Below are 25,719 nucleotides of genomic sequence, written 5' to 3' on the forward strand. Positions count from 1 at the left end.
AACACCTTCTCCATTTCAAAAAATAGAGTCAGTGTTTTTATAATGTATGTTATCACAAAGCATTAATATATAAATTTCAAAAGTAGTTTATTTAAACCCAGTGTTATTCAATATTTGAAAGCTTTTCTCCCATGATTACACCCATTGCTGAGGCCATCATCAAGCCTCGTGTCCAACCACTTGAATCTCCTAGACAGTGCAGACCTTTTATATTCGTCTCAAAATTTTTGTCTAAATTAATTTTATTGCTATAAAATTTAATCTCTGGACCATATAATAACGTTTCTCTGCTTGCAAAACCTGGAACTACTATATCCATAGCTTCAATAAACTTTAGAATATTTGTCATAGTTCTATATGGTATTGCAGATGTTAAATCCCCTGCTTCTGCATCTGGCAAAGTATGTCTAACATTTGATTCATACAATTCTTTTTCCCAAGTTCTCTTACCATCTAATATATCGCCATATCGTTGAACTAATATTTTTCCATTTCCAAGCATATTAACAAGTTCTGCAACCTTTTGACCATATTCGATAGGTTCATTAAATGGTGCTGAAAAATTATGCGAACTCAATATTGCAAGATTGGTATTGTCAGATTTTTTATCCTTATAAGAATGACCATTAACTATAGCTAAGTTATTGTCATAATTTTCTTGGCTGACAAAGCCTCCTGGATTTTGACAGAAAGTTCTAACCTTATCTTTAAATGGTGCTGGATGTCCTATAAGCTTAGATTCATAAAGTACATTATTTACGCTTTCCATAACTTCATTTCTAAGTTCTACTCTAACTCCAATATCAACTGGTCCTGCGCTATGCTTTATATCATGTTCAACGCACATTTCCTTTAACCAGTCAGCCCCCTTTCTTCCTGCTGCAACCACAACTTTATTAGAAAAGACTTCCTCATCCTTACTTCTAGTTAAGGAATCTGATATTAAAACTCCATATATTTCATTGTTCTTTATTAAAAGATTTTTAACTGTAGTATCAAATTTAATTTCCACTCCAGCATCCAATAAGTGATTTTGAATTTTTAAATATATTTCTTGAGCTTTTTCAGTCCCTAAATGTCTTATTGGACAATCTACTAGTTTTAAACCACCTTGAATGGCTTTTCTTCTTATTTCTTTAATTGCTTCATTATTCCCTACACCTTCAACTTTAGTATCCGCACCAAAGCTTAAGTATATTGAATCTGTATAATCTATGTATTCTTGTACTAAGTCAACACCTGCAAGTTCTGGTAAATCTCCACCAACTTCATGACTTAATGATAACTTTCCGTCTGAAAATGCTCCTGCTCCAGAAAATCCTGTGGTGATATGACAATAAGGCTTGCAAGATACACACTTTTTAGTTTTATCCTTTGGACAATGCCTCTTATCAATGCTTTTTCCAGATTCAATCAAAAGAATCTTAGCTTGCGGCTTCTGCTTCTTTAATTCATACGCTGTAAATATTCCAGCTGGTCCAGCACCTACTATTATTAAATCATAATTCATACTCATCTCTCCTTGATATAATTTTTTAGTAGACACTTATAGCCCTATAGCAATTTACGGTAGCTTGGTAGAAACATTCAACCCTTATCGTTGAATTTATACAAGTGAATATTATTCGTTTTTTTTATTTAATAGTTCATATTACTACGTAATTTTAGCTTATATATTGAAAAAAATCAAGAAAAAGCTAGATTTTTTTTCTAACATTCGTATAAACACGAACATTACTTTTCTAGAATTGTATATCAAAGAGTAAATTTCTATTAAATAAATTAAATCAAAATATATAGATTTAGTTTATGAAATTATATAAGCTTTATACCTTGAGCTTTCTAATTACCGCTTTACCAAGTTGCATAAAATGATAGAACCTAATATATTAACTATCTATAAATATATTATCAGGGCCTAACCTATCTTTTCACAAACAAAGAAAACCATCAAAATCAATAATTATTTTGATGGATTTTTTTGCTTCTGTAATTTATATTTTAAATTCTTTAACAACTATTTATTAGTTCTAATTAATTTTTTCCCACGGGTAATAATAAACCTGATCTTTTTAAAATTGGTCTTAAACCATTATAGATGATGCTTGCTAATATTACAGATAATACTGCATTAACAGAAGTAGTAACCACACTTAATTTTGCCAAAACATCTGCTACTTTCTGTGGTTGTCCAATAACATATTGCTGATAAAAGTATCCTAATGTAGGATCCGAAAAAATATTAAAACCCAATCCACAAATTGCAGCAATAGTACTCCACTTCAATATATATTTCTTATCATTGCTTTTATCTATTTTAGCATACCTATGTGCAACTAGTCCTGTTATTAAACCAATGCACAATTTTAATATAAACGTTTTTGGTGCACCTATTGCATATACAGGATCAAGTAGATCCGAGATAGTCATTCCTATAGCCCCAGCTAACCCACCATACCATCCGCCAAGAAGTAACGCTGCCAACACGCAAAAAGCATTTCCAACGTGAAATGATGTTGCACTTCCGCCTGGTACTGGGATTTTAATTTGAAGAAAAGTAAATGATACGAAGCATAATGCTGCAAGCAGTCCAGTCTGCATCAACTTTACTGTTCTTGAATTTTTATTTTCCATATAGTATCCCCTCTTTCATTATTTGTTTTTATATGAAAATATTGTGACAATTATAACATCAGAGAGTTAATATAGCAATTGTATGGATACACTTAATTCTTATAGCAGAATACTTGATCAAAATATAAACTGCACATGATATCAATTAAAGATATTCACAATGTGCAGTTTTCACATTTATTTAATTTATATATACATAAATAATTGCTCATTATATTCCTTTATATGCGGACATATATTTTCATTTTGGATTTTAGTGTTTTTTTCATGAATGATGGATTGTGAATTCAATAATTCTATTTCGCCATTAATCCATTTTCTATATTCATTAAGCGATACTTTTACTACATCTTCAACTTCCTCTCCCAAAATAAAAATGTTACTATTATTTACTTCCAAAAGATACATTTCACATATTTCATCATCTTTGAAACAATCCTTTTGGAAAGTTTCAAACTTTCTTCCTATATATTTTAAGTCACCTTTATTTATTTTTAATCCAACTTCTTCTTTTAATTCACGTAACATTGCATTTTCTGCTTCTTCTCCAGCATCAATGTGCCCTGCACAAGCAATATCATACATACCTGGGAAATCTGATTTACTATAAGATCTTTGCTGCAAATAGATAAATACATCATTAACTTCTTTTTCTATTATCCAACAATGGACAACTTTATGTTTTAATCCTCTTTTATGAATCTCATCTCTTGACATAGAACCAATTTCTTTTAAATTTTCATCATATATGGTTAACAGTTCCTTCATATATATTTCCTCCATAAGTTTTATATTAATTATATCATAGCTTTATTTTTTCTGTTTTGAATACTCTACAGATTTAAAATGTTATCCATTAAAAATTGATTTAGAAATTCATTGCAAATATAATATTTCAATTATTAGGTTATAATAAACAACAAAATCTAATTAAAATCTTTTATATCTTACTATTCCTATAAAACTTATGATATAATATGTTACAAATAAAAATATCACTAATAGGAGGAATACTGTTGAGTAATTTAAAGCAACAATTATTAGACGAAATTGAAGAATTCAGAGAATTAGGCAATAAATTTTTACAAGGCGAAGTTTCAGCTAACGACTTCAAAAAGGTTTCTGGTGGAATGGGTGTATATTCTGAACGTAGCAAAAAAGAGTTCATGATAAGACTTAGAATACCTTCAGGAATAACAAACATCTCTCAAATGAGTTGGTTATGTGATACAGCAGAAAAACATGAACTTGATAAAATCCATTTAACTACAAGGGAAGCTGTTCAATATCATAATTTATCAATAGATAAAGTTTGCAGCATAATGAAAGCTGGAATAGAAAATGACATATATTCTAGGGGAGGCGGCGGGAATTTTCCAAGAAACGTTGCTTTATCTCCACTTTCTGGAGTTGATAGATTAGAAGCTTTTGATGTTACTCAATATGCTTTAGCTGTAAACAAACACTTTTTAAGTAAAATAACTTCATATAAATTACCAAGAAAGCTTAAGGTATCTTTTTCAAGCAGCACTGAAGATCTTGGACATTGTAATATCGCTGATTTAGGGTTTCTAGCAATTGTTAAGGATAATAAGGAATACTTTAAAGTTTATCTTGGCGGTGGCCTTGGAAGAGATCCTAAAATTGGTGTTGAATACGATGAGCTTATAGAACCAAGTAAAATCTTATATCACGTTGAAGCTATAACTAATTTGTTCATAGCCGAAGGTGATTATGAGAACAGAAATAAAGCTCGTATAAGATATATTGTTGAAAGAATGGGTAAAGATACATTTATCCAAACTTATAAAAAGCATTTAGAAGAAGTGATAAGTAAGGACAATTTAGATTTAAACATCATACAAAAAGAATATATTAAAAACGGAAAAAAGACAGACTTAAAGCATCAAAGATTGTATGAACAAAAACAACCTGGTTTATATAGCGTTTATTTCCATCCAATTGGAGGACAAATTTATATCAAAGAGTTAAGAAAAATCTTAGATGAATTAAAATCCATTGAGGACTTAGAAATACGACTTACTATGACAGAAGGAATTTATTTTAGAAATTTAGATGGCAATGAAGCCGAAAAGCTCTTAAAAATTACACAAGGTCTTGGCGGTGAGACTGCTCTTGAACAAAGTGTTTCCTGCATTGGAGTTCCAATATGCCAAGTTGGAATTTTAGAAAGCCAAAAAACCTTAAATGAAGTAATAAATCATTTTAAAGACAAAGGCTTTAAAAAAGATGTACTTCCAAGACTTCATTTCTCAGGATGTCCAAATTCTTGTGGTGTTCATGAAGTTGGAGCAATTGGATTCACAGGAAAACGTAAAAAAGTGAATGATACTATTGAAGATGCTTTTGAACTTCATATAAATGGGTCTTTTGAAGATAATAATGCAAGGCTTGGGATTGTTTATGGTGATATCCTTGCACGCGAAATTCCAGAATTTTTATATGAGCTTGCTTTAATTTTAGATGAAAAAGACACTAACTTTAATAATTATTTACAAACCAATAAACTCGAATTGATGGATCTAATAAATAAATACGCTAAATAAATATACGAAACCATTTTTAATATAGTAAAGAGGGAAAGTACTTTCTAATACTTTCCCATTTTATTGTAATAAAATAATTAAAAACATAGCTAAAAGTTATCTATATTTTTATCTTCATTACTATAAGGCACAATCAAATAAATAACAAGTCCATTTGCCCGCCTATTTTCCATCATTCTACGTCGGCAAATTGACCTAATAGACCCGCTATGAGGTCAATTTACCTCCTTGCCTGATGAAAAATATTCAAGGCAACCTTGGACCTTTTATTTATTTTCATGTGCCTAAACATCAATATCTATTTAAATTTTTGATATAAATACTACATTGGTAAACTTTTACTTAAACCATTTCACTTTTATGAGAAAGCTTTAGATACATTCTTTCCTGCTGCTTTGTAGTAAATTGAAAGTATATTTCAGTATTAGTAACAGATTTATGTCCAAGCCACCACTGTAATTCTTTAATATCCATATCAGATTCTGCTAAATGTACAGCTGTAGTATGTTTAATCGCATGAAAGTGATGCTTACTCTTATCAGCAATATTAGCAATTTCACAGTATTTTTTTATTAAATAATCAAGTGTCTGCCTGGAAATCGGATTATTTTTTTGACTTTTAAATATTGGTTCATTATCAACTATTATATTACTTTCTTCAATATACTTATCTAATACAAATTTTGTTTTATCATCAAGTCTTATTGTATTATTTTTACTGCCCTTTAATCTTTTACAATATATTTCACCTTTAGCCTTGTTATAATCTTGTAATGTTATTAATGCAATTTCTGATGCTCTTAAACCACATCTATATGCAACTCTAAAAATTGCCAAATCCCTAACTATATGTATACTCTTTAAACTTTCTATAGCGTCAAAAAGTCTTTTAGTCTCTTGTTGAGTGAAATATTTAATTTTAGTATCATCATTTCTCACAATAATATTCTCCTTCGTAAAAATTAGACAATATAAATATTTTGTTTAATTTATTATAGCATAATAGTATATGGATTCCAACATTTGATATTTTTTTGCATATTATAGGATAATAATTTGTGACTTTTTAGGTTTGATTTCCTTGATGTGGATTTTTTTATTAAAATTATTGATTTAAATTTAAGATACATGCTATCTAATAAGACAAAATATTTATATTGTCCATATACATGATACATTCAATCAAAATAACTGTCAAAGAGAATATATGCCATTATAATTCTTAACTTAAAATGAACTTTTCCCTTGTAACTTAGAAGGAGGTGGAAACAAATTCAACTTACATATCTTACAATATAAATATTTACTAAAATAAGGCTTACATAATATGAATTTAAGGAGTAAAATTTATGAAATGGTTTAAAGATCTAAAAATAGCCCCTAAATTAATATCATCTTTCATCTTAGTTGCATTATTGATATGCTTAGTTGGAGTTAACGGACTTCGTAACATGAATACAATAAACTCCAATGCTGGCAGCATGCATGATTATAATTTAGAATCAATTAAAGCATTAAATACCATAAAGTTAAATTTCGGAGATATTCGTTCAGATTTATTAAAGCTTGTTTATCAACAGAATAAAAATAATCAAAATGAAAGCATAAAAAAAGAGATATCTCAGTTACTTAATGAAAATAATGACCTAATTAGTAAATATGAGACTTCTCTACTTTCAAAATCAGAAGAATCTGCCTTTTCAGACTTAAAATTAAATAGAGATTCATATTCTTCTAACATAAATACAATAGTATCATTAATCGATAAAAATGATTATGAGGCAGCGGATGCAAATTTTGATAAAATTACTGAGATAAGAAAAAAAATATATGATGACATGGATAAATTAATACAGAATAATATCTCTCAGTCAGATGATGCTTACAATAAAAATAATTTAACATATAAAAATTCTTTTATTAGTATAACTTTGATAATAATAATAGGTTTAGTTCTTGCAATTGTATTAGGTTTATTAATATCATTGATGATTTCTAAGCAGGTAAATAAAGTCCTCTTATTTGCCGAAGCGCTTGGACAAGGTGATTTAACTAAATCTATAGCTATTGATACTAATGATGAAATAGGAAATCTTTCAAAAGCACTAAATTCAGCAAAGGAAAATATCCAAAAATTAATTTTGGAAATAATGAATAGCTCAAGTGATATAAGCGCAACCAGTGAAGAACTTTCCGCTACCACTGAAGAAATTTCTTCAAAAATGGAAGTAGTAAGCGAATCTACAGAACAAATATCTAAAGGTGTTCAAGATCTAAGTGCGACCTCCGAAGAAGTAACTGCCTCAACCGAGGAAATAACTTCTACTACCAGCATATTAGCTAAAGAAGCTGATAAGGCAATAACATCTATAACTGAGATAAAGAATCGTGCCATTGATATAAAAATGAAGGCATCACAAAATATTAAGCAAGGTAATTCAATTTATGAAGAAAATCGTTCAAATATTTTAAATGCTATAAAAGACGCCAAAGTAGTTGAAGAGGTTAAGACTATGGCTGACTCCATTGGAAGTATTGCAGAACAAACTAACCTATTAGCTTTAAATGCAGCTATAGAAGCTGCAAGAGCTGGAGAACAAGGCAAAGGTTTTGCTGTTGTTGCAGATGAAGTTAGAAAACTCGCCGAGCAATCTTCTGAAGCTGTAAGTAGCATTCAAAATATGGTATCACAAGTCCAAGCAGCTTTCGAAAGACTTTCGAAAAGTGGACAAGATGTTCTTGAATTTATGTCTAATAATGTAAAGCCTAATTATGAACTTCTTATGAATACCGGACTGCAATATGAAAAAGATTCCGAGTTTATGAATGATATTATAAAAAACTTTGCCTCATCTTCCAAACAAATAGATGAATTAATCATGCAGGTAAGTAGTGCAGTGCAAAATGTATCAGCTGTAGCTCAAGAATCCGCAAGTGGTACTGAAGAAATTTCTAGCAGCGTTAATGAAGTAACTGTTGCTGTAAGTGATGTTGCAAAATCATCTCAAAGTCAGGCTGAACTTTCACAAAAACTTAGTGAAATGATTCAAAAATTTAAAATATAGTTTTCTAAAAAACAGCTGCCCTATATTTAATTTTGAGGCAGCCTGTTTCTTTTATAAATCATCCCAATGAATCTTTTCAGCATTTTTATCTATTTTAGAAGACTTGTCAAATATCTTTATTATAATTCCATCTATTATAAGACCTACTATTCCTCCAATAACTTGAAAGATTATAATTGAGCCATTAACAGCTTCCCCTATACTTTCTCCTATAAGCACTCCAACAAATATGATTATTATAGGCAAAATAAAAATCATGAATGCAGCTAATATCATGTTGGTATTCTTTTTATTCTGCACGATTTTTTCATTATTTTTACTGTTAATTTCTTTTTGCTGCACTGCCTTCATACCGATCACCTTCCTAAAAATAATTATTTTAAGATCTAATAAATATTTTATTTTCACCCCACCCTTTATTTTACATTATAACATATAACTACAATTGCTTTAAGTAAAACCCAATTAATTGCTTTTCTATAAAACTACAAATATACAGGAGCAAAAGACTTTATCCTTTACTTAAATTTATGTTAATATTATATTTTTTCATCAATGCACTTATGCTGATCACCCTTTCTACTCCAAAAATATGAATTGCAGCATTAAATAAATATTTATCTTCTGTTACAAGTATAAGATCATCATATATATTGCAAGTATAAAGAAGTATTAAATCATTTTCCGACAGCTTTTCTGTATCATTATAATATGCATTTTCCTTTTTAGAATACTTTATATTTAGCGATACATAGAATTCTTTAATATCTTTCTTATCTACCTTTATAATCAAAGGCAACAACTTGCAGAATCTTTCAGACAATACACGTTGTCCATTATATTCTTGTATTTCTTTTAAAGCCAATTCTTGACTAACTTCCTCTAATATTTTAATCTTAGTATCTTGTATCAATTTGTCAATCATGCTTGGGCAATACTTCCAAAGGTATATTACTACATTAGTATCCATTAAATAGCTATCCATAATTAATACTCCTACAATATTTATACTATTTCTTACTTCGTTTATATTATATTTTCTAAAAAACAAATAAATATTCGAGAATAACATTACATCGCCTGTAACCTCATATAATTACACACTATATCAACCTAACTAAATCTTATACAATCGAAAATAAACGTTCTTCTTTAATAAGATTAGAGTTTATTTATATAAATTTTAATTACAGGTTGCTATTTAAATTTCTCATATATGGACATACTAAAATATCAAATATTTAAGCAGGAGGTCCATATGAGAAAAAGATTAACTGTTAATACAAAGCATGCATCTTATGAAACTATAAAAGCGCTATATAAAAGTGAGAAAAATCCAAAAATTAAAACTAGATTATTAACTATATTGCATTTATTTGAAGGAAAATCTAGTGTTGAAATTTCTCTTCTTTTAAAACAATCTGATGCTACGATTAGAACGACTATTCATCGATATAATAAATTTGGATTAGAAGGCTTGAAAGACTTAGAGCACGCCCCAAAGAAAACAATTTTAACATCAGATGAACTTGCTATTGTTGATAATATTTTAAAAGAATCCCCCTATAATTCCGGTCTCAATTATAATAATTGGACTGGTGAACTTCTTGTAAATTGGGTAAGTTTAAACTTCAATAAAAAAATTTCACTTGGTACAGCTTATAATATATTTTCTAGACTTAACTACTCAAAAACTAGAGCTAAAAGATTAAGTAATAAAATTGATAAAGAAACTTTAACTAATTTTAGAGAAAAACTATCGAATTTGATAATATCAAAAGACGAAAATACTGTGATTCTCTATGAAGATGAAGCTATTATAACATCAGAGCCGTCTGCGACTGCCGTTTGGACTAAAGTCGGAGTTCAGCCTATAGTTAAAACTTTACCAGGTGGCACAAGAAAAAGAGCTGTTATATTTGGTGCTACTAACCCTGAGACCGGTGATCTTATCTATAAGATTTCTGATAAAGGAAATTCAGATAATTTTAAGTCTTTTTTAAAATACGGTCTCTGAAAATTATCAAAATAAAAAGGTTATATTCATCGCGGACAATGCTAGATATCATCATTTTAAAGGTATAGATGATTTCTTAGAAGGTATAGAAAATATTTCTTTTTTATACCTTCCACCATATTGTTCTGAGTTAAATGCAATTGAGCACCTTTGGAAAAACTTACGCCAAGCTGTAATTCATAATACTGTATTTGAAGTTTTTTCTCAGTTAATTCAACAAATTAAGTCACATTTAGATGCATTAAATTTGGACAAGGGTAAACTAAAAAAGCTTTGTTATTTTATACAGTAGGTTTACCCCGTATGATATTAGCAGTTAGTTATTAAAATTTATATAGCTATTTGTAATCGTCAACATCGAAAATGTTATTTTTATAGTAATATTTCCGGTCTTCTTCTGTAATTTCACGAATAATCTTGCATGGATTGCCAGCTGCAATCATGTTGTCAGGTATATCTTTAGTAACTACACTTCCTGAACCAATAACTACATTATTACCAATATGCACTCCTGGATTAACTATAACATTTCCTCCAAGCCAAACATTATTACCAATAGTTATACTTATTCCATACTCGTATCCTGAATTCCTTGAATCAGGATGGATTGGATGTCCTGCAGTGTATAATGCTACATTAGGTGCAAATTGCACATTATCTCCTATGATTACCTTTCCCACATCTAAAATAGTGCAGTTATAGTTTGCAAAGAAATTGTTTCCAATTTGAATATTTTTACCATAATCACAGTGAAATGGTGCTTCAATATGAACATTAGAGCCCACCTTATATAGAATTTCTCTTGTCAACTTTTCTATTTTTTCTTTTTCATCTGGTCTGCACAAGTTAAACTCATATATCTTCTGCTTATTTTTCATTCGTTCTTCTGTCAATCCATCTAACCATGCTTTATATGGAAGCCCCAATAACATTCTTTCTTTTTGATTCATAATAAAGTTCCCTTCCTCCTATATTTTCAACTTAAAGATTTTTATTATAATCCTTATCTTAAATTTATATCTTATACTATTTTTACCATTAACTAACTATAAAATCAATTATTAATATTATGCCATAAGCAGAAGAGACAGCATTTATCTGCTGTCTCTTCTACTTATTGTTTATTTACAATTAATCTAATTCCCTATTTGACTTATCATCATTTTAGCATTTGAAACATATGTTGATTTAGGATAGTTGTCTATTACTTTATGAAAATATATAAGAGCATTCTCATAATCTTTAGTTTCCTTATAACACATTCCCACTTGGAAAGTAGCCCAAGGTATAATATCTAAATCAGGATTGATTTCAGAAGCTATTTTAATTTTAGGTAATGCCTCCTCATAATTCCCTTTCTTATATAATTGATTTCCATCATTATATATACTCCATACCTTACTAGTACTTATATCCTGCCATAATCTATCAAACTTTAATTTTGTTTCATTATCTAAATTCATATTTCTCATGCTTATTAATATATTAGCTGATTTTTCATAATCTCCGTCATTAAAATATGTCTCTGCTTCACTTATCATATTGATAGTGTTATTTTCATCCTTATTACCACCTACATTAGACTTTGTACTATCCAAATCTTTTGTAGGGATTTCATTTTCTTCATAAGTAAAATCTTTTTTTTCTGATTCAGGTGAACTATTATTTTCATCTAAGTTTTCATTATCTTTTTCATCAGAAGAGATTGCTTCATTTCCATATTGAAATTTTCCTAAAACTTCTTTAATATTTAATGGATTAAAATAATCAATATAAACTCCTGCTATAGCAATCACAGTAATTGATAATGCAAGAATGATACCTTTTACTGGTGTGCTCTTTTTATTAATTGCTTCATTATAGATATGATTAACTTCTACTATATCTCCTGAAGTTTTAGATACAATTTGTTTAAATTCTATATTCTCTAGGTATTCTTTTGCTAGCTCTTTAAACATCTCATTTTTAGCTAATTTTTTAAATATCTTTTTAGCCTTTCTATATTCTCCAATATTAACATAACATAATCCAATAAATTTGCTTGCTTCAAAAAAACTTTTATTATATGATAAAGCTTTTTTCAAATCATCTATTGCTAAATTTAACTTATTTTTTTTCATCTCTCCAATTGCCGTATTATATAAAATAATAGACTTTTTAATCTTTTCATCTATTTTATATGAAGTAAATTCAAAATTTTTTATATTGATTGGCTGCATCTTTTCAATTTCTATATCAAAATCAAGCAAGTAGTTTCCCCCTTAAAAGCTTATATAAAAATATTAATTTATACACACATCGTATAAATGATAATTGAATGTTAATTAATATTTACATAAAATTATTTTGAAGTATATACTCATACTAGCAAATTGTGACATAAAATTCAACATAAAGTCATATTGTTAAAATTATTATCAAACTTACAGTTTATTCTTAATGGTATGATAAATCTATAATTTTACATATTTTTCACGTAAAGAAACGCCTAAAAATTCTATCTTTAGGCATTCTTGCTTTTCTACATTTATATTGCTTAATTTTCTTTTTTAATAGTTTTTTTATCTTGGCTTCCTGGTACATCTGAATTTTTTTCTACTGGATTGACATTAAACTTTATATCCTTACCATTTGAAGTTGCTACTATTGTCCCTTCCAAATCAGTTCTAAATACGTTAATATTTTTTGCATTAAGTTTATCTAAAGTTTCCTTGTGAGGATGTCCATAGTCATTTGCTTTCCCACAGCTTATTACAGCATACTTTGGATTTACCTTATCTAAAAATGCCTTTGTAGTTGAGGAACTACTGCCGTGATGCCCCACTTTCAAAACATCGGCTTGAATATCAAGCTGTTTTTTAAGTATTTCACTTTCACTTATATCTTCAGCATCTCCCATAAATATAAAACTTGTATTTCCATACTTTAGCTTACAAACAATTGAATAGTTATTAATGTCCTCATATCCAGTGCTATTAGGAGCTAAAAACGTTAGTGTTGCATTTCCTATTGTAAGAGAATCCCCTACCTTTGGTACAGTAATTTTTAAATTTTTATCTTTCAAAGCTTTAACCATATTTTCATATGTTTTTGTTGTGTATGTAATCTTTGGAGAATAAAATACTCCAATATTGACTTCCTTAATAACGTCATCCATACTTCCTATATGATCCTCATGTGGATGAGTTGCTATTACATAATCTAGATTAGTGACCCCAATAGATTTAAGATAATCTAGAGCTTTCTTATCGCTAGTTCCAGCATCAATTAATATATTCTTATCCTCTATTTGAATTAGTTCACTATCTCCTTGTCCAACATCAATATAATGTATTTTCACTCCACTTACTTGCGTATTTTTACTATTATCTTGATTAGTTTTTCCGCATGAAATTAATAATGAAGAAAGTATAACAGTTAGAAAAATACTTAATATCCTCTTGCTATTCTTCATTTGATTTCCCCCTAGTATAAATAATACTACTATTATTGCATATTTTCCCTATATTTTGTCAATGATAGAATATGGAAAACTCCTCAACCACAAATAGAGATAGTCTTAGTTTTTATATACTATCTCTATTTCTTATTATAGTTTACTTTAAAAAGTCTCAAATGTATTTTGGACTATATTGGGAAGCAGCTTATAAACCGAGCATCCAATTTTACCTTCAAAATATTTTTTTATATCCATAACCGCATTCCATTTATATACAATCAAATTACTAATTCCAGATCTCAAAGCCGTATTCACAAATCTTTTTTCAATTAATGTAAATCCATCAGGCATTGAAAGTGAATCACATAATTGTATGAGAAGATCATAATCATCATATTCAATATCTTTAATATATTTTTCTACGATTTCTGCTTCTTCCCTTTGGTAACCCCAATCACCATAAATTGCATTCACATCTTTATACGGAAATGTATGCGTCATGCAAATTCTTGCAATCTCTTCATGACCCTTTTCCTGCATAAAAGCATGACCATATAACACGTGCTCCATCCCACTTATGTATTTCCGTCTTCCTATATCATGTAATAATCCTAATATATAAGCTTTTTCACTATTTAGCCCCTGGTCTTTATCTGCTATTAATCTTGCAGCTAGCGCAACATTTTTTGAATGTTCTATCCATGATCCAGGATTTAATCCTTCTGCTTCTCTTAAAATTTCTTCTGCTTCTTTTATTCCTAGTTTCATTAAATTGTTCCTCCAAGCTTTAGCATGTCGCTTACCTTATTTATTGCTATTAACATGATTAAGGTAATTATGACACAAATCACAGCCATAGACATTCCTAAAGATAGGTTTCCCTGCTCAAACTGTGAATATATATAAGTTGAGGCTGTTGCCATTGAAGGAGGCAATATCATTAAAGGTGCCACTAATTCCCTAATTGAAATCATGAACGTCATCATCCAGCCTGCTAGAATTCCAGGTATCAATAAGGGCACAGTAATTCTCCTTAAAACATAAATTCTACTACCGCCTAATACTTTTCCTGCATTAAATAAACTTTCATCAAGCTGTACATAACTCGCTTTAACATATTGAACTGTATATGGCAGAAACAATACTATATAGGTTAATATGACCATTCCATAGGTGTTATAAATAGGTATTGCCATCCATGAGGAATTCCAAAATAATATTAATCCGACTACCATAACTATTCCAGGTATTGTATTTGGAAGGATGCTACATAAGTCTATTATTTTTTCTGAAAGCCTTTTAGACTTATTAATAGAAATCGCAAGAACTGTCCCTAAAATAGCACAGATACAAGTCGCTATAGTAGACAAGCCAAGAGTATTTAAAAGTGCTTCCATCCCTTCAGAGTCGAAACTTAAAAGTTTTGTATAATACTCAAAGGTAAAATTACTTATGGAAAGTCCACCGCTTCTAAGCTTCATAATAGATGCAGCTAAAATAGAAAAGTATGGAATTCCTATGGATATAATTAAAATTCCTATTACATATGACCAAACCAATAAGCTCTGCCAAAATTTCAGCTTATATACTTTTTCTCTCATTCCCTTTCCACTAACCAAATTATAGGAATACTTTCTATTAACTAAAGAACTTACATACCAGATACCTATGCAAATTGTTAAAAGCATTGAGGCAACAGAAGTAGCCTTAGGAAAATCAATTGGCCAGCTTGATATATATTGATGTATTTCTGTAGTTAAAACGAAAAATCCGATTTTTCTGCCAAAGGTAGCAGGCGTTCCAAACTCAGCTATAGCTTTTATAAAAACTAACAATGCACCTAAGGCATAACTTGAAAGTAGCAGAGGTAAAATAACTCTTCTAAATGTATAGAAGCCTTTTCCACCATGAATGTATGCAGCTTCTTCTCTGCTTCCACCTATCTTTACCAAAGCATTTTTTAAGATTAAATAAAGAAATGGGAATGTCTGCAAACTCATTATTATAACCATTCCTGATAAACTAAAGAAATGTTCATTCAAATTAATTGGAAGCTTAATAAATTCATCATAATAGCCATTAGGCTGCATAAATAAGATCCATCCCATAGCTCCTATATAGGGAGGTGTCATGAAAGGAATCATAAATATAACTTCAAGCCACTTGTGCTTTCTAATAGATGTTTTAACCATTATCATTGCAAGGGGCAGAGCAAATACAGTAGACATTATCACAACTAGAAAACCCAATAATATTGTATTTATGAAAACCTTTTTTATTTCTCCATCAGATAAAATCAAAAATGGTGCACATATATCCAGTTTACTGTCTGGATATATGCTGGTTAATATAACAAGGGCTGCAGGCATAACTATCAGTATTGCAAGAAGTAGAATTATTAATGCTTTACTTATGCCTTCTAAATTTTTCAAAGAAATCAACTCCATTTACTCTATTAATTCTTAAACATTTTTGTAAACTTATCAATAACATTTTTTTGGTTTGAATTCATCCAGTCAGAATCAGTCTTAAAGGTTGGAATTTCACTTCCACTTGGTCTTCCTTCTGTTTTTATATCACTTCTTCCTGGAAGTAAATATGCATCCGAAACCATCTTCTGAGCTTCATCAGATAACAAGTAATCTATAAAGGCTTTTGCATTTTCAACATTACTGCTTGACTTTAAAATCAAAGCTGGTCTGGCACTTATTATCGTCCCCTCAGACGGATATACTAAATCAACAGCCTCTCCTTTAGCCTTAGCTTGATAAGTCATATAATCTACACTTGCAGCAGCCATGGTTTTAGCTCCTGTGATAACTGGATCTAAAGCTTCTTGATTTGCTCCTGCCATGGAACCTCCGTTATCCTTTAACTTTTTAAAGAAATCCCAGCCTGCATCACCTTTTGCATTTACAAAACCTGTAGCAAATTCTGCTGCTGAGCCTGAAAGTGATGGATCTGGAATATTAACTTTATCTTTTAAATCTTCCTTAGTTAATTCATCCCAGCTTTTAGGTGGTTCCTTTACCAATTTTGTATTATAAGCTATCCCTAGTGCTGATAAGCTGTAATTAAAATAATTTCCATCTTTTTCAGCCCATTGTGGGAAAAGCTTATCCGCATTTTTTGCTTCCTTATATGGCAAAGTCATACCATCCTTCATTAAACCTTGTGCAGAAGATAAAGATGCTAATACTAAAACATCTGCCACAGGCTTATCCTTTTCTGCTTCTAATCTCGATAATATTTTTCCATTGGTACTTTTAAACAATTCTACTTTAACTCCAGTTTTCTCTTCAAAACCTTTTTGAATATTTTCAGACAGCTCGTCTGGGCCTGCACTATATACTACGAGCTTACCATTTAACTTTGGTGTTCCTCCATTGTTTTCAGCAGAAGTAGCCTGTACCGCGCTTTTACCGCAGCCTACTAAACTAGCACCGCTTATTGCCATAACTAAAATTATTGCTAAAGCTTTTTTTAATTTCATTTTCAACACTCCTTTTTCTTCTTTTATATAATTTTGCTGCTTACAATTACAAACCATTTAACAACTTGTACATCTTTTCTAACCTTCAATCTCATATATATCTTTTTTCTTAATAAACAGCTTTATCTTTTCTCCCTGCCTAATCCTATATGAACTGTATATTAAGAATTTTTTATCTTCCATAACTTCTACTAATATTTCATACCTATCTCCAAAATAACTTAAAGCTTTCACCACTCCATCATAGGTTTCAAACTCTTCGCCTAAGCCATCGGATTTTAAATATATATGCTCAGGCCTTACTAATCTTTTGTTTTTAATCAGCCAATTTGATTTCCCAATAAATCTTGCTACAAAAGGTTTCATCGGCTTATTATAGATATTTTCAGGTGCATCCTTTTGAAGAATCGTGCCTTTATTCATAACTACAATTTCATCTGACATAGTTAATGCTTCATTTTGATCATGAGTAACATAAATAGCAGTAGATCCTATGTTATGTACTAAATTAATTATTTCTACTCTCATCTCTTCTCTTAATATGGCATCTAAAGCACTAAGGGGTTCATCAAATAGAACTAACTGTGGCTTTAAAACAACAGCTCTCGCAAAAGCTACTCTTTGCTGCTGTCCTCCAGATAACTCGTGAGGGAAACGCTTTTCCATTCCCTGAAGTCTTACCATATCTATTGCTTCCATAACTTTTTTCCTTAAATCCTTCTGCTGTCCTGTGGCCCTAAGTCCAAACGCTATATTTTCAAATACTGTCATATGAGGCCATAATGCAAAATCTTGAAACACCATGCCAAAGTTTCTTAAATTTATGGCTTTATTTATTTTCTTTTCTCTAGAAAACAAACATTCCTCTCCCATATATATTTCCCCTTCATCCGGTTCTTCAAGTCCCGCAATGCATCTTAATAGTGTTGTTTTTCCACATCCAGATGGCCCTAAAAGAGTAGTAAAACTTCCTTTATTTATAATTAAACTTATTGACTCTAATGCTTGTACCTTATTGAAAGATTTTTTAATCCCATCTATTCTTAACTGCATATCTATCTCCTTATCTAATAACTTCTACTTTTTCAGTATAAATTCCAAAATTTATCTTAATGTTATGAATAGGTAAATATATAGTTAAGTTTTTCTATAAAAACTATTATATGCTATAGATTTTTTCTATAATGTTTTTGAGAATACATAATTATCTATTAAAATTACAAGGAGAAAAATATGAATATTAATTTAATCAAATTTCAAATATTAGAGGAACTATACAAATCACAAAAAATAACCATTGTTGCACAAAAATTAAATCTTAAGCAACCTACTATTACATTTCATTTAAAGGCAATGGAAAAAGAGTTCAAAGTTAAATTATTTGAAAATAGGTATGGAAAGATTTTTCTTACTGAAGCTGGCGAAGCTCTTTATCACTATGCAGTTAAAATTAATGCTTTAACCTTAGAAGCTGCCAGAGTTGTGAAAGAATATGAACATGGTAAAGGAACTATAAATATAGGTGCTAGTTACGTTCCTGCAACATATCTATTACCACACATACTTTCTAATTATTCACAAAAAAATTCAAAACTTTCATTTTCCTTAAAGGTAAAAACTGCTCCAACAGTTCTTGATATGCTTCAAAATCACGAAATTGATGTTTGTATTATATCTTCTGAACCCTTTGAGCTTCCCAATATAATTAGTCAAGCTTTATTAAAAGATGATATGGTCGTATTCTTTTCAAGAAACCATCCTCTGGCAGGAGAGCCCTGTTTAAATACAGAATTACTAAAGAAAAGTTCCTTTATTATTCATGGTGAAAATTCCACTACTAGAAACATAACCTTAAAGTTGCTAAATTACCTTGGAATTAAAATTGATGCTCTTATTGAATTAGATTCTCTCGAAGCAATTAAGCATATAGTACTTCTTGGACAACATGTATCTGTTATATCAAAGCTTGCAATAAAAAGTGAACTTATTGAAGGCAGCTTATTATGTCATGAAATTCCTTCTAACGAAGCTTTTATTACTCAAAGAAATATATATTATGCTGTTAATTCAGATAGAAAAAGCTCTTCTTCTTTAACAAATTTTATTGATTATTTATCCAATACAGCTATAGCAAAGTAAAAAAATAATTAATGTATGATCTACTTTAATGCTTAAAACTTTGAAATACCTATTTATATCGTTAATGTGCCTAAAGATTTAAATTCTTAATCCTCCAGAAATTACATTGGTAAAAACGCAGACAGAAATTAGACTTCTATATTTAATCATGTATAATCAAAATAAAGTTATCTTTTAAGATATAGGAGGTATTTAATGAATAAAATTAAAAAATATTACATTGTAATTCCTATAATTACTGCATTACTATCACTTACGTTTCTGATGATTTCAACTTTTAATACTAATGTAGTTACTAAAAGTTATTCTATATTTACAGAGGATCTAAATTCTAAAAATGTATCTACAGTCATATTGGATTCTTCTCCTAAAATGACTATAGTCCTAAATAATGGCGATAAATATTATACAGATAATCCTCATACAGATACCTTAAAAGAGAAATTATTACTTAACGGAATAGAAGTTAAAGACCAAACCACTCCCCCTCTTACTAAATCTATACCTACTGGAATTTTGATGCTATCAATTGTTGCAATAGCAGTTATGACTGCACAAAAATTTAGAGGAGGGACCTCTTCAATAACAGCTATGGATGTGCAAGATTTTAGTAAGGATAAAAAAGCTGCTTTAAATTTTGATGCTGTTGCTGGTAATGAAGAAGCAAAAGAAAGTTTAATGGATATTGTTGATTTTCTTAAGAATCCAGAAAAATATCAAAAATATGGTGCGCGAATGCCTAAAGGAGTAATTCTTTATGGTGACCCTGGTACAGGTAAAACCTTACTTGCAAAAGCTGTAGCAGGTGAAGCTGGCGTACCATTCTATGCTCTTAGTGGTTCTGATTTTGTTCAAGTATACGTTGGTGTAGGAGCCGCAAGAGTAAGAAATCTATTTAAAAAAGCAAAATCTCATGGAAAAGCAGTAATATTTATCGATGAGATTGATGCTATAGGTAAAGCAAGAAGTAATGGGAAAAATGGTTCTGGAAATGATGAAAAAGATCAAACTCTAAATGCTCTTTTAACTGAAATGTCTGGTTTTGGACAAGAAGAAGGTATAGTAGTAATTGCTGCTACAAATAGATTGGACATGCTAGATAGTGCTCTTTTAAGACCCGGAAGATTTGATAGACATATAGAAGTATCACTTCCAGATGTTAATGCTAGGGAAAAAATATTATCTCTGCATTTTAAAAATAAGCCTCATGAAAATATTAATATAAAGGAGCTTGCTAAAAAAACTGCCTATTTCTCCGGTGCAAAATTAGAAAGTTTAGTAAATGAAAGCGCTATTTTAGCTGCAAAGGATAATAGTAATTCTATTACCTCTAATCATATTGAAGCTGCCTATTCAATAACTTTGGCTGGGCATGAAAAGAAAGAAAGAAGTTACCTTAAGGAAGAAGATAAGCTTCTAACCTCCTATCATGAAGCTGGGCACGGATTGGTTAATATGCTGCTGCTCCCTCAAGATAAGGTCTCAAAAATAACAATTATACCAACCACAAAAGGTGCTGGCGGCTATACATTAACTATTCCCGAAGACCATAGCTACCATAGAATTGATTATTTAAAAAATAAGATTAAAGTTTCTCTTGGAGGAAGAGCTGCTGAAGAAATTATTTTTGGAAAAGATAAGATTTCTACTGGAGCATATGGGGATATTTCTCAGTCTACTGATATTGCATTAAAAATGATTACTGAATACGGAATGGGAGAAACCTTAGGTCTCATAAAACTTTCAAGTGTTGGCTCTTTATATAGCAGTTATGGAAACCCTGTTATTGAAGAATGTAAAAACCTTGTTAATGAATTATATGAAGAAACCTTAAAGCTTTTAAAAGAAAATATAACTTCTCTTGAGAAGATAGCCTTAAAGCTATTGGAAGAAGAAACTTTATATGAAGATGGACTAAAAAAGTTACTATGTAGATAATATAAATTAAAAGCTGTGCCCATTTATTCATCTATCTTGAATTAATTTCAAGAACATAAATAAATGGGCACAAAACTATTCCAGACTCTAAGCCTCAAATCTCATAATACTATTAATCATTGTATAAAATTTTTAATTATTTATCTTATCATTTTCCTTGAGCCAAGACTTTTTCTATGAATACATTTACTAAATAAGGATCAAATTGAATACCTGCATTTCTTCTTATTTCTTCTACTGCAAATTCTTTTGATAATGCTTTGCGGTAACTTCTATCACTAATAATAGCATCATATACATCTGCTATAGCTATTATCCTTGATTCAAGTGGTATAGCTTCTCCTTTTAATTCTTTAGGATACCCTTCTCCGTTCCATTTCTCATGATGTAAAAGCACATATTCTGCTATTTCAGATAATTCGTTCACTGTACTCAATATTCTATAACCTATTTCTGGATGCCTTTTGATCTCTTTTAATTCTTCCTGGTCTAGTTTACCAGCTTTATTAAGTATACTTTCTTCTATAGCTATTTTTCCTATGTCATGAAGTAATCCTGCTGTCTTAAGTTCATGAATCTTTCTTTCAGGCAGCTCAAGAACTTCTCCCATCTTTCTACATAGTTCTGAAACTCTAACTGAATGCTGCTCTTCTCTTTTATTTTTTTCATTAAGAGTATTAATTATTGTTTCTATCGTCTTTCCCCTTGTACATGAACTTTCAAAAAGCTTTCTCTTATACATATAGTTTTCAGCTTTCCTAAATATATCTTGAATATCTTCTTCTTCATACCTCTTAGTCTCATAACCAAAAGATATTGATACGTCTAAATTTTGTACTTTTTCCTTTAATGCTGATTTATTAATATTTTTAATTATTTTTTCTGTTTCATCTGCATCTGTATTAGGTAGCAAGATAACGAATTCATCTCCACCTAATCTAGCAACAACATCGTTAGGTCTGCATTCTTTTTCTATAATTTCTGCAATTTTATGTATAAGTTCGTCTCCAGCTATATGTCCAAAAGAATCATTAATTAGCTTCAATCCATTTGCATCACCTAAAACAATAGTTAATGGTAAATTCTCTTTTACATCTAGCCTCTTTAATTCTTCTTCATAAAACCTTCTGCTCTTTACTCCTGTAAGCTGATCATTATAACTTAAATACTCCAGGTTTCTTTCTAATTCTTTATTCCTAGTAATATTTCTAACTATTGCCAGAACTTCATTTTCCCCTTTAATCACCATTCGGCATTCATAATGTTTCACTATATTTTCATTAGTCAATTTACATTCAAAGCTACATAAATTACCACTTTTGATGACTAGCTCTAAATTTTTATAAGCAAGTTCTCCAACTTCTCTAGGTATGATTTCAGCTATTGTTTTTCCAATAAGTTCTTCTTTATTATTTACTAATATATTCTCCTCATTTACTTCATAATCCATAAGAATACCTTCGAAGTTAATAATAAATAGCGTATCCGGCATTGCTTTAATTATTGCTCTATTTTTTTCCTCACTTTTAATCAGTTGTTGTTCGTCTTTGCATATCTTCTTATACTGAATTCTCAATTTTTCTTTGCTTATAGCCAATTGCTGTATGTATGCTTCAAGTTCCATATTACTATTTTTAAGTTCTTTTTCCCTTAAAATAATTATACTTAAAAACTTTTTCATCAAGAAATAAAGAATAAATGACGTTATAATTATAAATATGTATCCTTTATACATATTTGCTGTGAGAAGGTTATTTCCACTACAAAAAAATAAATACGTAATTCTTTCTGAAAAGTAAATCCAAATAAATCCACATATTAAATATATTAAACTTATTTTAAAGGTTGCATATCTTAATCTATTTCCATTTAGTAATGAAGTAATTTTTTCTTTAGTTAATCTAGACATCTTTGTTCCTCAATTCTATTCAAAATTCATGTAATTATTAAAGTCATAAAATATTTTAATAGAGTCTATTAGTTTTTTCGACTAATTATGCTATATTCTTTAATGTTTTATTTTAATATTTCAATATATATTTAATACTTTTAAAAAATCCTCCACATTATTTAATTGAATAATGTGGAGGAAAGTTATTATATAAAAACTATTTACTTTTTTAAGATTACATTCTTTCAGGTATTTCCATTCCTAGTAAATCTAAAGCAGTTTCTAGTATACTTACAGTTAAAGCCAATAAATTTAACCATGAAAGTTTCTTTTCTTTATCCTCTTCACTTAATATTCTGTTCTCATTATAAAATCTATTGAATAAATTTGAAACTTCATAAATAAATTCACATAACCTATTAGGTGCTTTATCTCTAAATGCACCTTCAACAACATCATTAAATCTTATAAATGCAAGCATTAAATCTCTTTCAACGCTGGTAGCTGGCATTTTTATATCGCCTGCAAAATCTTTAAGCTCTTCCTTTGCTTTATTAAGAATGGATTTAATTCTAACTGCAGTGTATAAAATATACGGACCTGTATTTCCTTCAAATGAAGAAAATTTATCAATATCAAATATATAATCCTTTGTAGGTATATTTGATAAATCTCCATACTTTAATGCAGCTAATCCAACTATTCTTGCTATTTCATCGCCTTCTTCAGCTGATATCTTATCATTATTGTTAACTCTTTCTTTTACATTACCTTTAATTATAGAGATAAGGTCTTGAAGCCTCATAACTCCGCCTTCTCTTGTTTTAAATGGCTTTCCATCTTTACCATTCATAGTTCCAAACCCTACGAACTCGAATTTCATATCATCTGAAACTAATTTAGTCTTTCTTGCGCATCTAAATACCTGCTCAAAATGAAGACCTTGACGCTTATCAACTACATATATTATTTCATTTGGATTGTAATCCTTAACTCTTTCAATTATAGTAGCTAAATCAGTAGTCCCATAAAGCGCTGCACCATCTGATTTTTGTATTATAATTGGCGGCATTGGTTTCTTATCAGTTTCCTCCTCAACATCTATAACAAGAGCGCCTTCACTTAAATGAGTATAATTATTATCTTTAAAATATTTAACCATATCATTTATATAAGGGTTCGCATCACTTTCACCCTTCCATAAATCAAATTCAACATTAAGAGCAGCGTAATTTTTCTTTAAATCAGAAACCGAAACATTTATTATGTGCTTCCAAAGAGCAATATAGCCTCTTCTTCCTTCTTGAAGCTCTGCTGTAGCCTTCTTAGCAAGTGCCATAGCTTCCTCATCACTTTTAGCAAGCTTACTTGCAGCTGGATATATATCTTCGAGTTCATCAATAGTAAATGGTGCTTCTGTAGGATATTCACCAGTAAAACTTTCATCAAAATATTCAAGGTTTGGTTTTCTTCTTTGAACTTCTGTAATAACCATACCTATTTGAAGTCCCCAGTCTCCTAAGTGAACATCTCCAGTTACTGTATGACCTAAAAATCTACCAATTCTTTTTATTGATTCACCAATAATAGCTGAACGTAAATGTCCAACATGCAGCGGCTTAGCAATATTAGCGCCACCATAATCAACTACTATACTCATAGGCTTTTCTGAAGCTGTACATCCAAACTTTTCATCCTTATAAATTTCATTTATGTACTTAGTTAAGAAACTATCCTTTATATTTATATTAATAAAGCCTGGAGCAACTGCTGTAACATCGCCAAAAATTTCTTCCTGTTTTAAAATTTCAGCCACCTCATTTGCTATTGCTATAGGTGCCTTTTTATAAATCTTTGCTGCTTTTAATGCTCCGTTACATTGATACTGACATAAATCAGGTCTATTAGATATCTCTACTCTTCCGTATTCCTTATCATACCCTAAACTTTCAAATTTTGATTGAACTAATTCCGTTAATTGAATAACTAAATTTTTCATTGAAACCTCCTAATGTTATTGATGTTAAAATACATAATAAATAACGATCACAATAATTCGTTATTTTATTCTATACCAAAATGCACGTAGCTTCAGTGCAATATTTAAATTCTAGATTAATGAGCCCGTGAGGCTTCAAAACCCTACAATTTATTAGAAATTTAAAAAGTCTCTTAGGCACATGAAAATAAATAACAGGTTCAAAGTTGCCATGGATATTTTTTATCAGGCAAGGAGACAAAGTGCCATCATAGTGGGTCTATTATGGTATTTTGCCGATGAGCAGAGAACCAAAATCTTTGATTTTGTGTGAATCGCTTACTCAGGGAGCGTATGTGAGTCGAGCTTCCTTTATGATGGAAAATAGTCTGGCAAATGAACTTGTTATTTATTTGATTGTGCCTTATTATAATATAAGAGACAAAACAAAGGCGAAAACTTCTTATTACTTCGCTTCATTATTAAATGAATCTGCCTTACAATATTTTTATTGTAATGCTGGGAATCATTTCTGTCAATAATTGAGTTGTCTAATAG

At 29.9% G+C, this 25,719-nt stretch carries 20 protein-coding genes and 1 riboswitch; of the genes, 5 read left to right on the top strand and 15 right to left on the bottom strand.

The features are described 5' to 3' along the window. Positions 1-103: 103 nt before the first annotated feature. The 3 genes from CDLVIII_RS20065 to CDLVIII_RS20075 all read right to left on the bottom strand — a co-directional run bounded on the left by CDLVIII_RS20065 (position 104) and on the right by CDLVIII_RS20075 (position 3,402). Complete coding sequence (locus CDLVIII_RS20065) at positions 104-1,510, bottom strand: FAD-dependent protein (protein ID WP_009171303.1); 1,407 nt, start codon at positions 1,508-1,510, stop codon at positions 104-106. Positions 1,511-1,529: 19 nt separating this feature from the next. Beyond that, a riboswitch (purine riboswitch) is annotated at positions 1,530-1,634 on the bottom strand. Positions 1,635-2,034: 400 nt separating this feature from the next. Then, on the bottom strand, positions 2,035-2,634 hold the full coding sequence (locus CDLVIII_RS20070) for an ECF transporter S component (RefSeq protein WP_009171304.1): 600 nt from the start codon (positions 2,632-2,634) through the stop codon (positions 2,035-2,037). A 186-nt stretch (positions 2,635-2,820) separates the two neighbouring features. Beyond that, positions 2,821-3,402 carry an NUDIX domain-containing protein gene (locus CDLVIII_RS20075; protein WP_009171305.1) on the bottom strand — a complete coding sequence of 194 codons (582 nt, stop codon included), beginning with the start codon at positions 3,400-3,402 and terminating at the stop codon, positions 2,821-2,823. A 248-nt stretch (positions 3,403-3,650) separates the two neighbouring features. On the opposite strand from CDLVIII_RS20075, the gene CDLVIII_RS20080 reads away from it, so the two are divergent. Continuing rightward, entirely contained in the window at positions 3,651-5,201 is a 1,551-nt protein-coding gene (locus tag CDLVIII_RS20080) for a nitrite/sulfite reductase (RefSeq protein ID WP_009171306.1), read from the top strand. Positions 5,202-5,543: 342 nt separating this feature from the next. Here the strand turns inward: CDLVIII_RS20080 and CDLVIII_RS20085 are convergent, their stop codons facing one another. Next, on the bottom strand, positions 5,544-6,143 hold the full coding sequence (locus CDLVIII_RS20085) for a tyrosine-type recombinase/integrase (RefSeq protein ID WP_035301858.1): 600 nt from the start codon (positions 6,141-6,143) through the stop codon (positions 5,544-5,546). 407 nt (positions 6,144-6,550) lie between these two features. On the opposite strand from CDLVIII_RS20085, the gene CDLVIII_RS20090 reads away from it, so the two are divergent. Next, positions 6,551-8,266, top strand: a complete 1,716-nt coding sequence (locus tag CDLVIII_RS20090) for a methyl-accepting chemotaxis protein (RefSeq protein ID WP_009171308.1) — start codon at positions 6,551-6,553, stop codon at positions 8,264-8,266. A gap of 51 nt (positions 8,267-8,317) precedes the next feature. On the opposite strand, the gene CDLVIII_RS20095 is transcribed toward CDLVIII_RS20090, so the two are convergent. Beyond that, positions 8,318-8,617 carry a SoxR reducing system RseC family protein gene (locus tag CDLVIII_RS20095; RefSeq protein WP_035301859.1) on the bottom strand — a complete coding sequence of 100 codons (300 nt, stop codon included), beginning with the start codon at positions 8,615-8,617 and terminating at the stop codon, positions 8,318-8,320. A gap of 160 nt (positions 8,618-8,777) precedes the next feature. After that, positions 8,778-9,251 (bottom strand): hypothetical protein, encoded by a 474-nt coding sequence (locus CDLVIII_RS20100; protein ID WP_035301860.1) that lies wholly within the window; start codon positions 9,249-9,251, stop codon positions 8,778-8,780. 273 nt (positions 9,252-9,524) lie between these two features. On the opposite strand from CDLVIII_RS20100, the gene CDLVIII_RS20105 reads away from it, so the two are divergent. After that, on the top strand, positions 9,525-10,283 hold the full coding sequence (locus CDLVIII_RS20105) for an IS630 family transposase (protein WP_035301713.1): 759 nt from the start codon (positions 9,525-9,527) through the stop codon (positions 10,281-10,283). Positions 10,284-10,621: 338 nt separating this feature from the next. Here the strand turns inward: CDLVIII_RS20105 and CDLVIII_RS20110 are convergent, their stop codons facing one another. From CDLVIII_RS20110 to CDLVIII_RS20140, 7 genes are all read right to left on the bottom strand, one after another. After that, positions 10,622-11,233, bottom strand: coding sequence for a sugar O-acetyltransferase (locus CDLVIII_RS20110; protein WP_009171311.1), 612 nt, complete (start codon positions 11,231-11,233; stop codon positions 10,622-10,624). A gap of 186 nt (positions 11,234-11,419) precedes the next feature. Beyond that, positions 11,420-12,532 carry a tetratricopeptide repeat protein gene (locus tag CDLVIII_RS20115; RefSeq protein WP_009171312.1) on the bottom strand — a complete coding sequence of 371 codons (1,113 nt, stop codon included), beginning with the start codon at positions 12,530-12,532 and terminating at the stop codon, positions 11,420-11,422. 287 nt (positions 12,533-12,819) lie between these two features. After that, the gene (locus CDLVIII_RS20120; RefSeq protein WP_009171313.1) at positions 12,820-13,737 is read right to left on the bottom strand and encodes a ComEC/Rec2 family competence protein; all 918 of its coding nucleotides are present in this window, start codon (positions 13,735-13,737) and stop codon (positions 12,820-12,822) included. A gap of 147 nt (positions 13,738-13,884) precedes the next feature. Beyond that, positions 13,885-14,490 (bottom strand): HD domain-containing protein, encoded by a 606-nt coding sequence (locus CDLVIII_RS20125; RefSeq protein ID WP_009171314.1) that lies wholly within the window; start codon positions 14,488-14,490, stop codon positions 13,885-13,887. Then, complete coding sequence (locus CDLVIII_RS20130; RefSeq protein ID WP_009171315.1) at positions 14,490-16,154, bottom strand: iron ABC transporter permease; 1,665 nt, start codon at positions 16,152-16,154, stop codon at positions 14,490-14,492. Before CDLVIII_RS20130 ends, CDLVIII_RS20125 begins: the two co-directional genes overlap by 1 nt. Positions 16,155-16,177: 23 nt before the next feature. Continuing rightward, on the bottom strand, positions 16,178-17,215 hold the full coding sequence (locus CDLVIII_RS20135; RefSeq protein ID WP_009171316.1) for an ABC transporter substrate-binding protein: 1,038 nt from the start codon (positions 17,213-17,215) through the stop codon (positions 16,178-16,180). Positions 17,216-17,293: 78 nt separating this feature from the next. Beyond that, on the bottom strand, positions 17,294-18,268 hold the full coding sequence (locus tag CDLVIII_RS20140) for an ABC transporter ATP-binding protein (RefSeq protein ID WP_009171317.1): 975 nt from the start codon (positions 18,266-18,268) through the stop codon (positions 17,294-17,296). Between the two features lie 180 nt (positions 18,269-18,448). Here CDLVIII_RS20140 and CDLVIII_RS20145 point away from each other — a divergent pair, with 180 nt between their 5' ends. Together CDLVIII_RS20145 and CDLVIII_RS20150 are read left to right on the top strand one after the other, a co-directional pair. Further along, entirely contained in the window at positions 18,449-19,354 is a 906-nt protein-coding gene (locus CDLVIII_RS20145; protein WP_009171318.1) for a LysR family transcriptional regulator, read from the top strand. A 195-nt stretch (positions 19,355-19,549) separates the two neighbouring features. Then, the gene (locus tag CDLVIII_RS20150; protein ID WP_009171319.1) at positions 19,550-21,292 is read left to right on the top strand and encodes an FtsH/Yme1/Tma family ATP-dependent metallopeptidase; all 1,743 of its coding nucleotides are present in this window, start codon (positions 19,550-19,552) and stop codon (positions 21,290-21,292) included. A gap of 148 nt (positions 21,293-21,440) precedes the next feature. Here CDLVIII_RS20150 and CDLVIII_RS20155 read toward each other — a convergent pair whose 3' ends face one another. Both CDLVIII_RS20155 and argS read right to left on the bottom strand, forming a co-directional pair. Then, positions 21,441-23,201, bottom strand: coding sequence for an HD domain-containing phosphohydrolase (locus CDLVIII_RS20155; protein ID WP_009171320.1), 1,761 nt, complete (start codon positions 23,199-23,201; stop codon positions 21,441-21,443). 217 nt (positions 23,202-23,418) lie between these two features. Then, entirely contained in the window at positions 23,419-25,182 is a 1,764-nt protein-coding gene (gene argS / locus CDLVIII_RS20160; protein ID WP_009171321.1) for an arginine--tRNA ligase, read from the bottom strand. Between the last annotated feature and the right edge of the window lie 537 nt (positions 25,183-25,719).

The organism is Clostridium sp. DL-VIII, assembly GCF_000230835.1.
GTDB lineage: Bacteria > Bacillota > Clostridia > Clostridiales > Clostridiaceae > Clostridium.

Excerpts from the sequence above, each read along its gene's own strand:
- CDLVIII_RS20110 (WP_009171311.1), bottom strand. The coding sequence starts at position 11,233 with ATGAATCAAAAAGAAAGAATGTTATTGGGGCTTCCATATAAAGCATGG.
- CDLVIII_RS20155 (WP_009171320.1), bottom strand. The coding sequence starts at position 23,201 with ATGTCTAGATTAACTAAAGAAAAAATTACTTCATTACTAAATGGAAAT.
- CDLVIII_RS20065 (WP_009171303.1), bottom strand. The coding sequence starts at position 1,510 with ATGAATTATGATTTAATAATAGTAGGTGCTGGACCAGCTGGAATATTT.
- CDLVIII_RS20150 (WP_009171319.1), top strand. The coding sequence starts at position 19,550 with ATGAATAAAATTAAAAAATATTACATTGTAATTCCTATAATTACTGCA.
- CDLVIII_RS20070 (WP_009171304.1), bottom strand. The coding sequence starts at position 2,634 with ATGGAAAATAAAAATTCAAGAACAGTAAAGTTGATGCAGACTGGACTG.
- CDLVIII_RS20145 (WP_009171318.1), top strand. The coding sequence starts at position 18,449 with ATGAATATTAATTTAATCAAATTTCAAATATTAGAGGAACTATACAAA.
- argS (WP_009171321.1), bottom strand. The coding sequence starts at position 25,182 with ATGAAAAATTTAGTTATTCAATTAACGGAATTAGTTCAATCAAAATTT.
- CDLVIII_RS20075 (WP_009171305.1), bottom strand. The coding sequence starts at position 3,402 with ATGAAGGAACTGTTAACCATATATGATGAAAATTTAAAAGAAATTGGT.
- CDLVIII_RS20105 (WP_035301713.1), top strand. The coding sequence starts at position 9,525 with ATGAGAAAAAGATTAACTGTTAATACAAAGCATGCATCTTATGAAACT.
- CDLVIII_RS20140 (WP_009171317.1), bottom strand. The coding sequence starts at position 18,268 with ATGCAGTTAAGAATAGATGGGATTAAAAAATCTTTCAATAAGGTACAA.
- CDLVIII_RS20125 (WP_009171314.1), bottom strand. The coding sequence starts at position 14,490 with ATGAAACTAGGAATAAAAGAAGCAGAAGAAATTTTAAGAGAAGCAGAA.
- CDLVIII_RS20135 (WP_009171316.1), bottom strand. The coding sequence starts at position 17,215 with ATGAAATTAAAAAAAGCTTTAGCAATAATTTTAGTTATGGCAATAAGC.
- CDLVIII_RS20120 (WP_009171313.1), bottom strand. The coding sequence starts at position 13,737 with ATGAAGAATAGCAAGAGGATATTAAGTATTTTTCTAACTGTTATACTT.
- CDLVIII_RS20090 (WP_009171308.1), top strand. The coding sequence starts at position 6,551 with ATGAAATGGTTTAAAGATCTAAAAATAGCCCCTAAATTAATATCATCT.
- CDLVIII_RS20095 (WP_035301859.1), bottom strand. The coding sequence starts at position 8,617 with ATGAAGGCAGTGCAGCAAAAAGAAATTAACAGTAAAAATAATGAAAAA.
- CDLVIII_RS20100 (WP_035301860.1), bottom strand. The coding sequence starts at position 9,251 with ATGGATAGCTATTTAATGGATACTAATGTAGTAATATACCTTTGGAAG.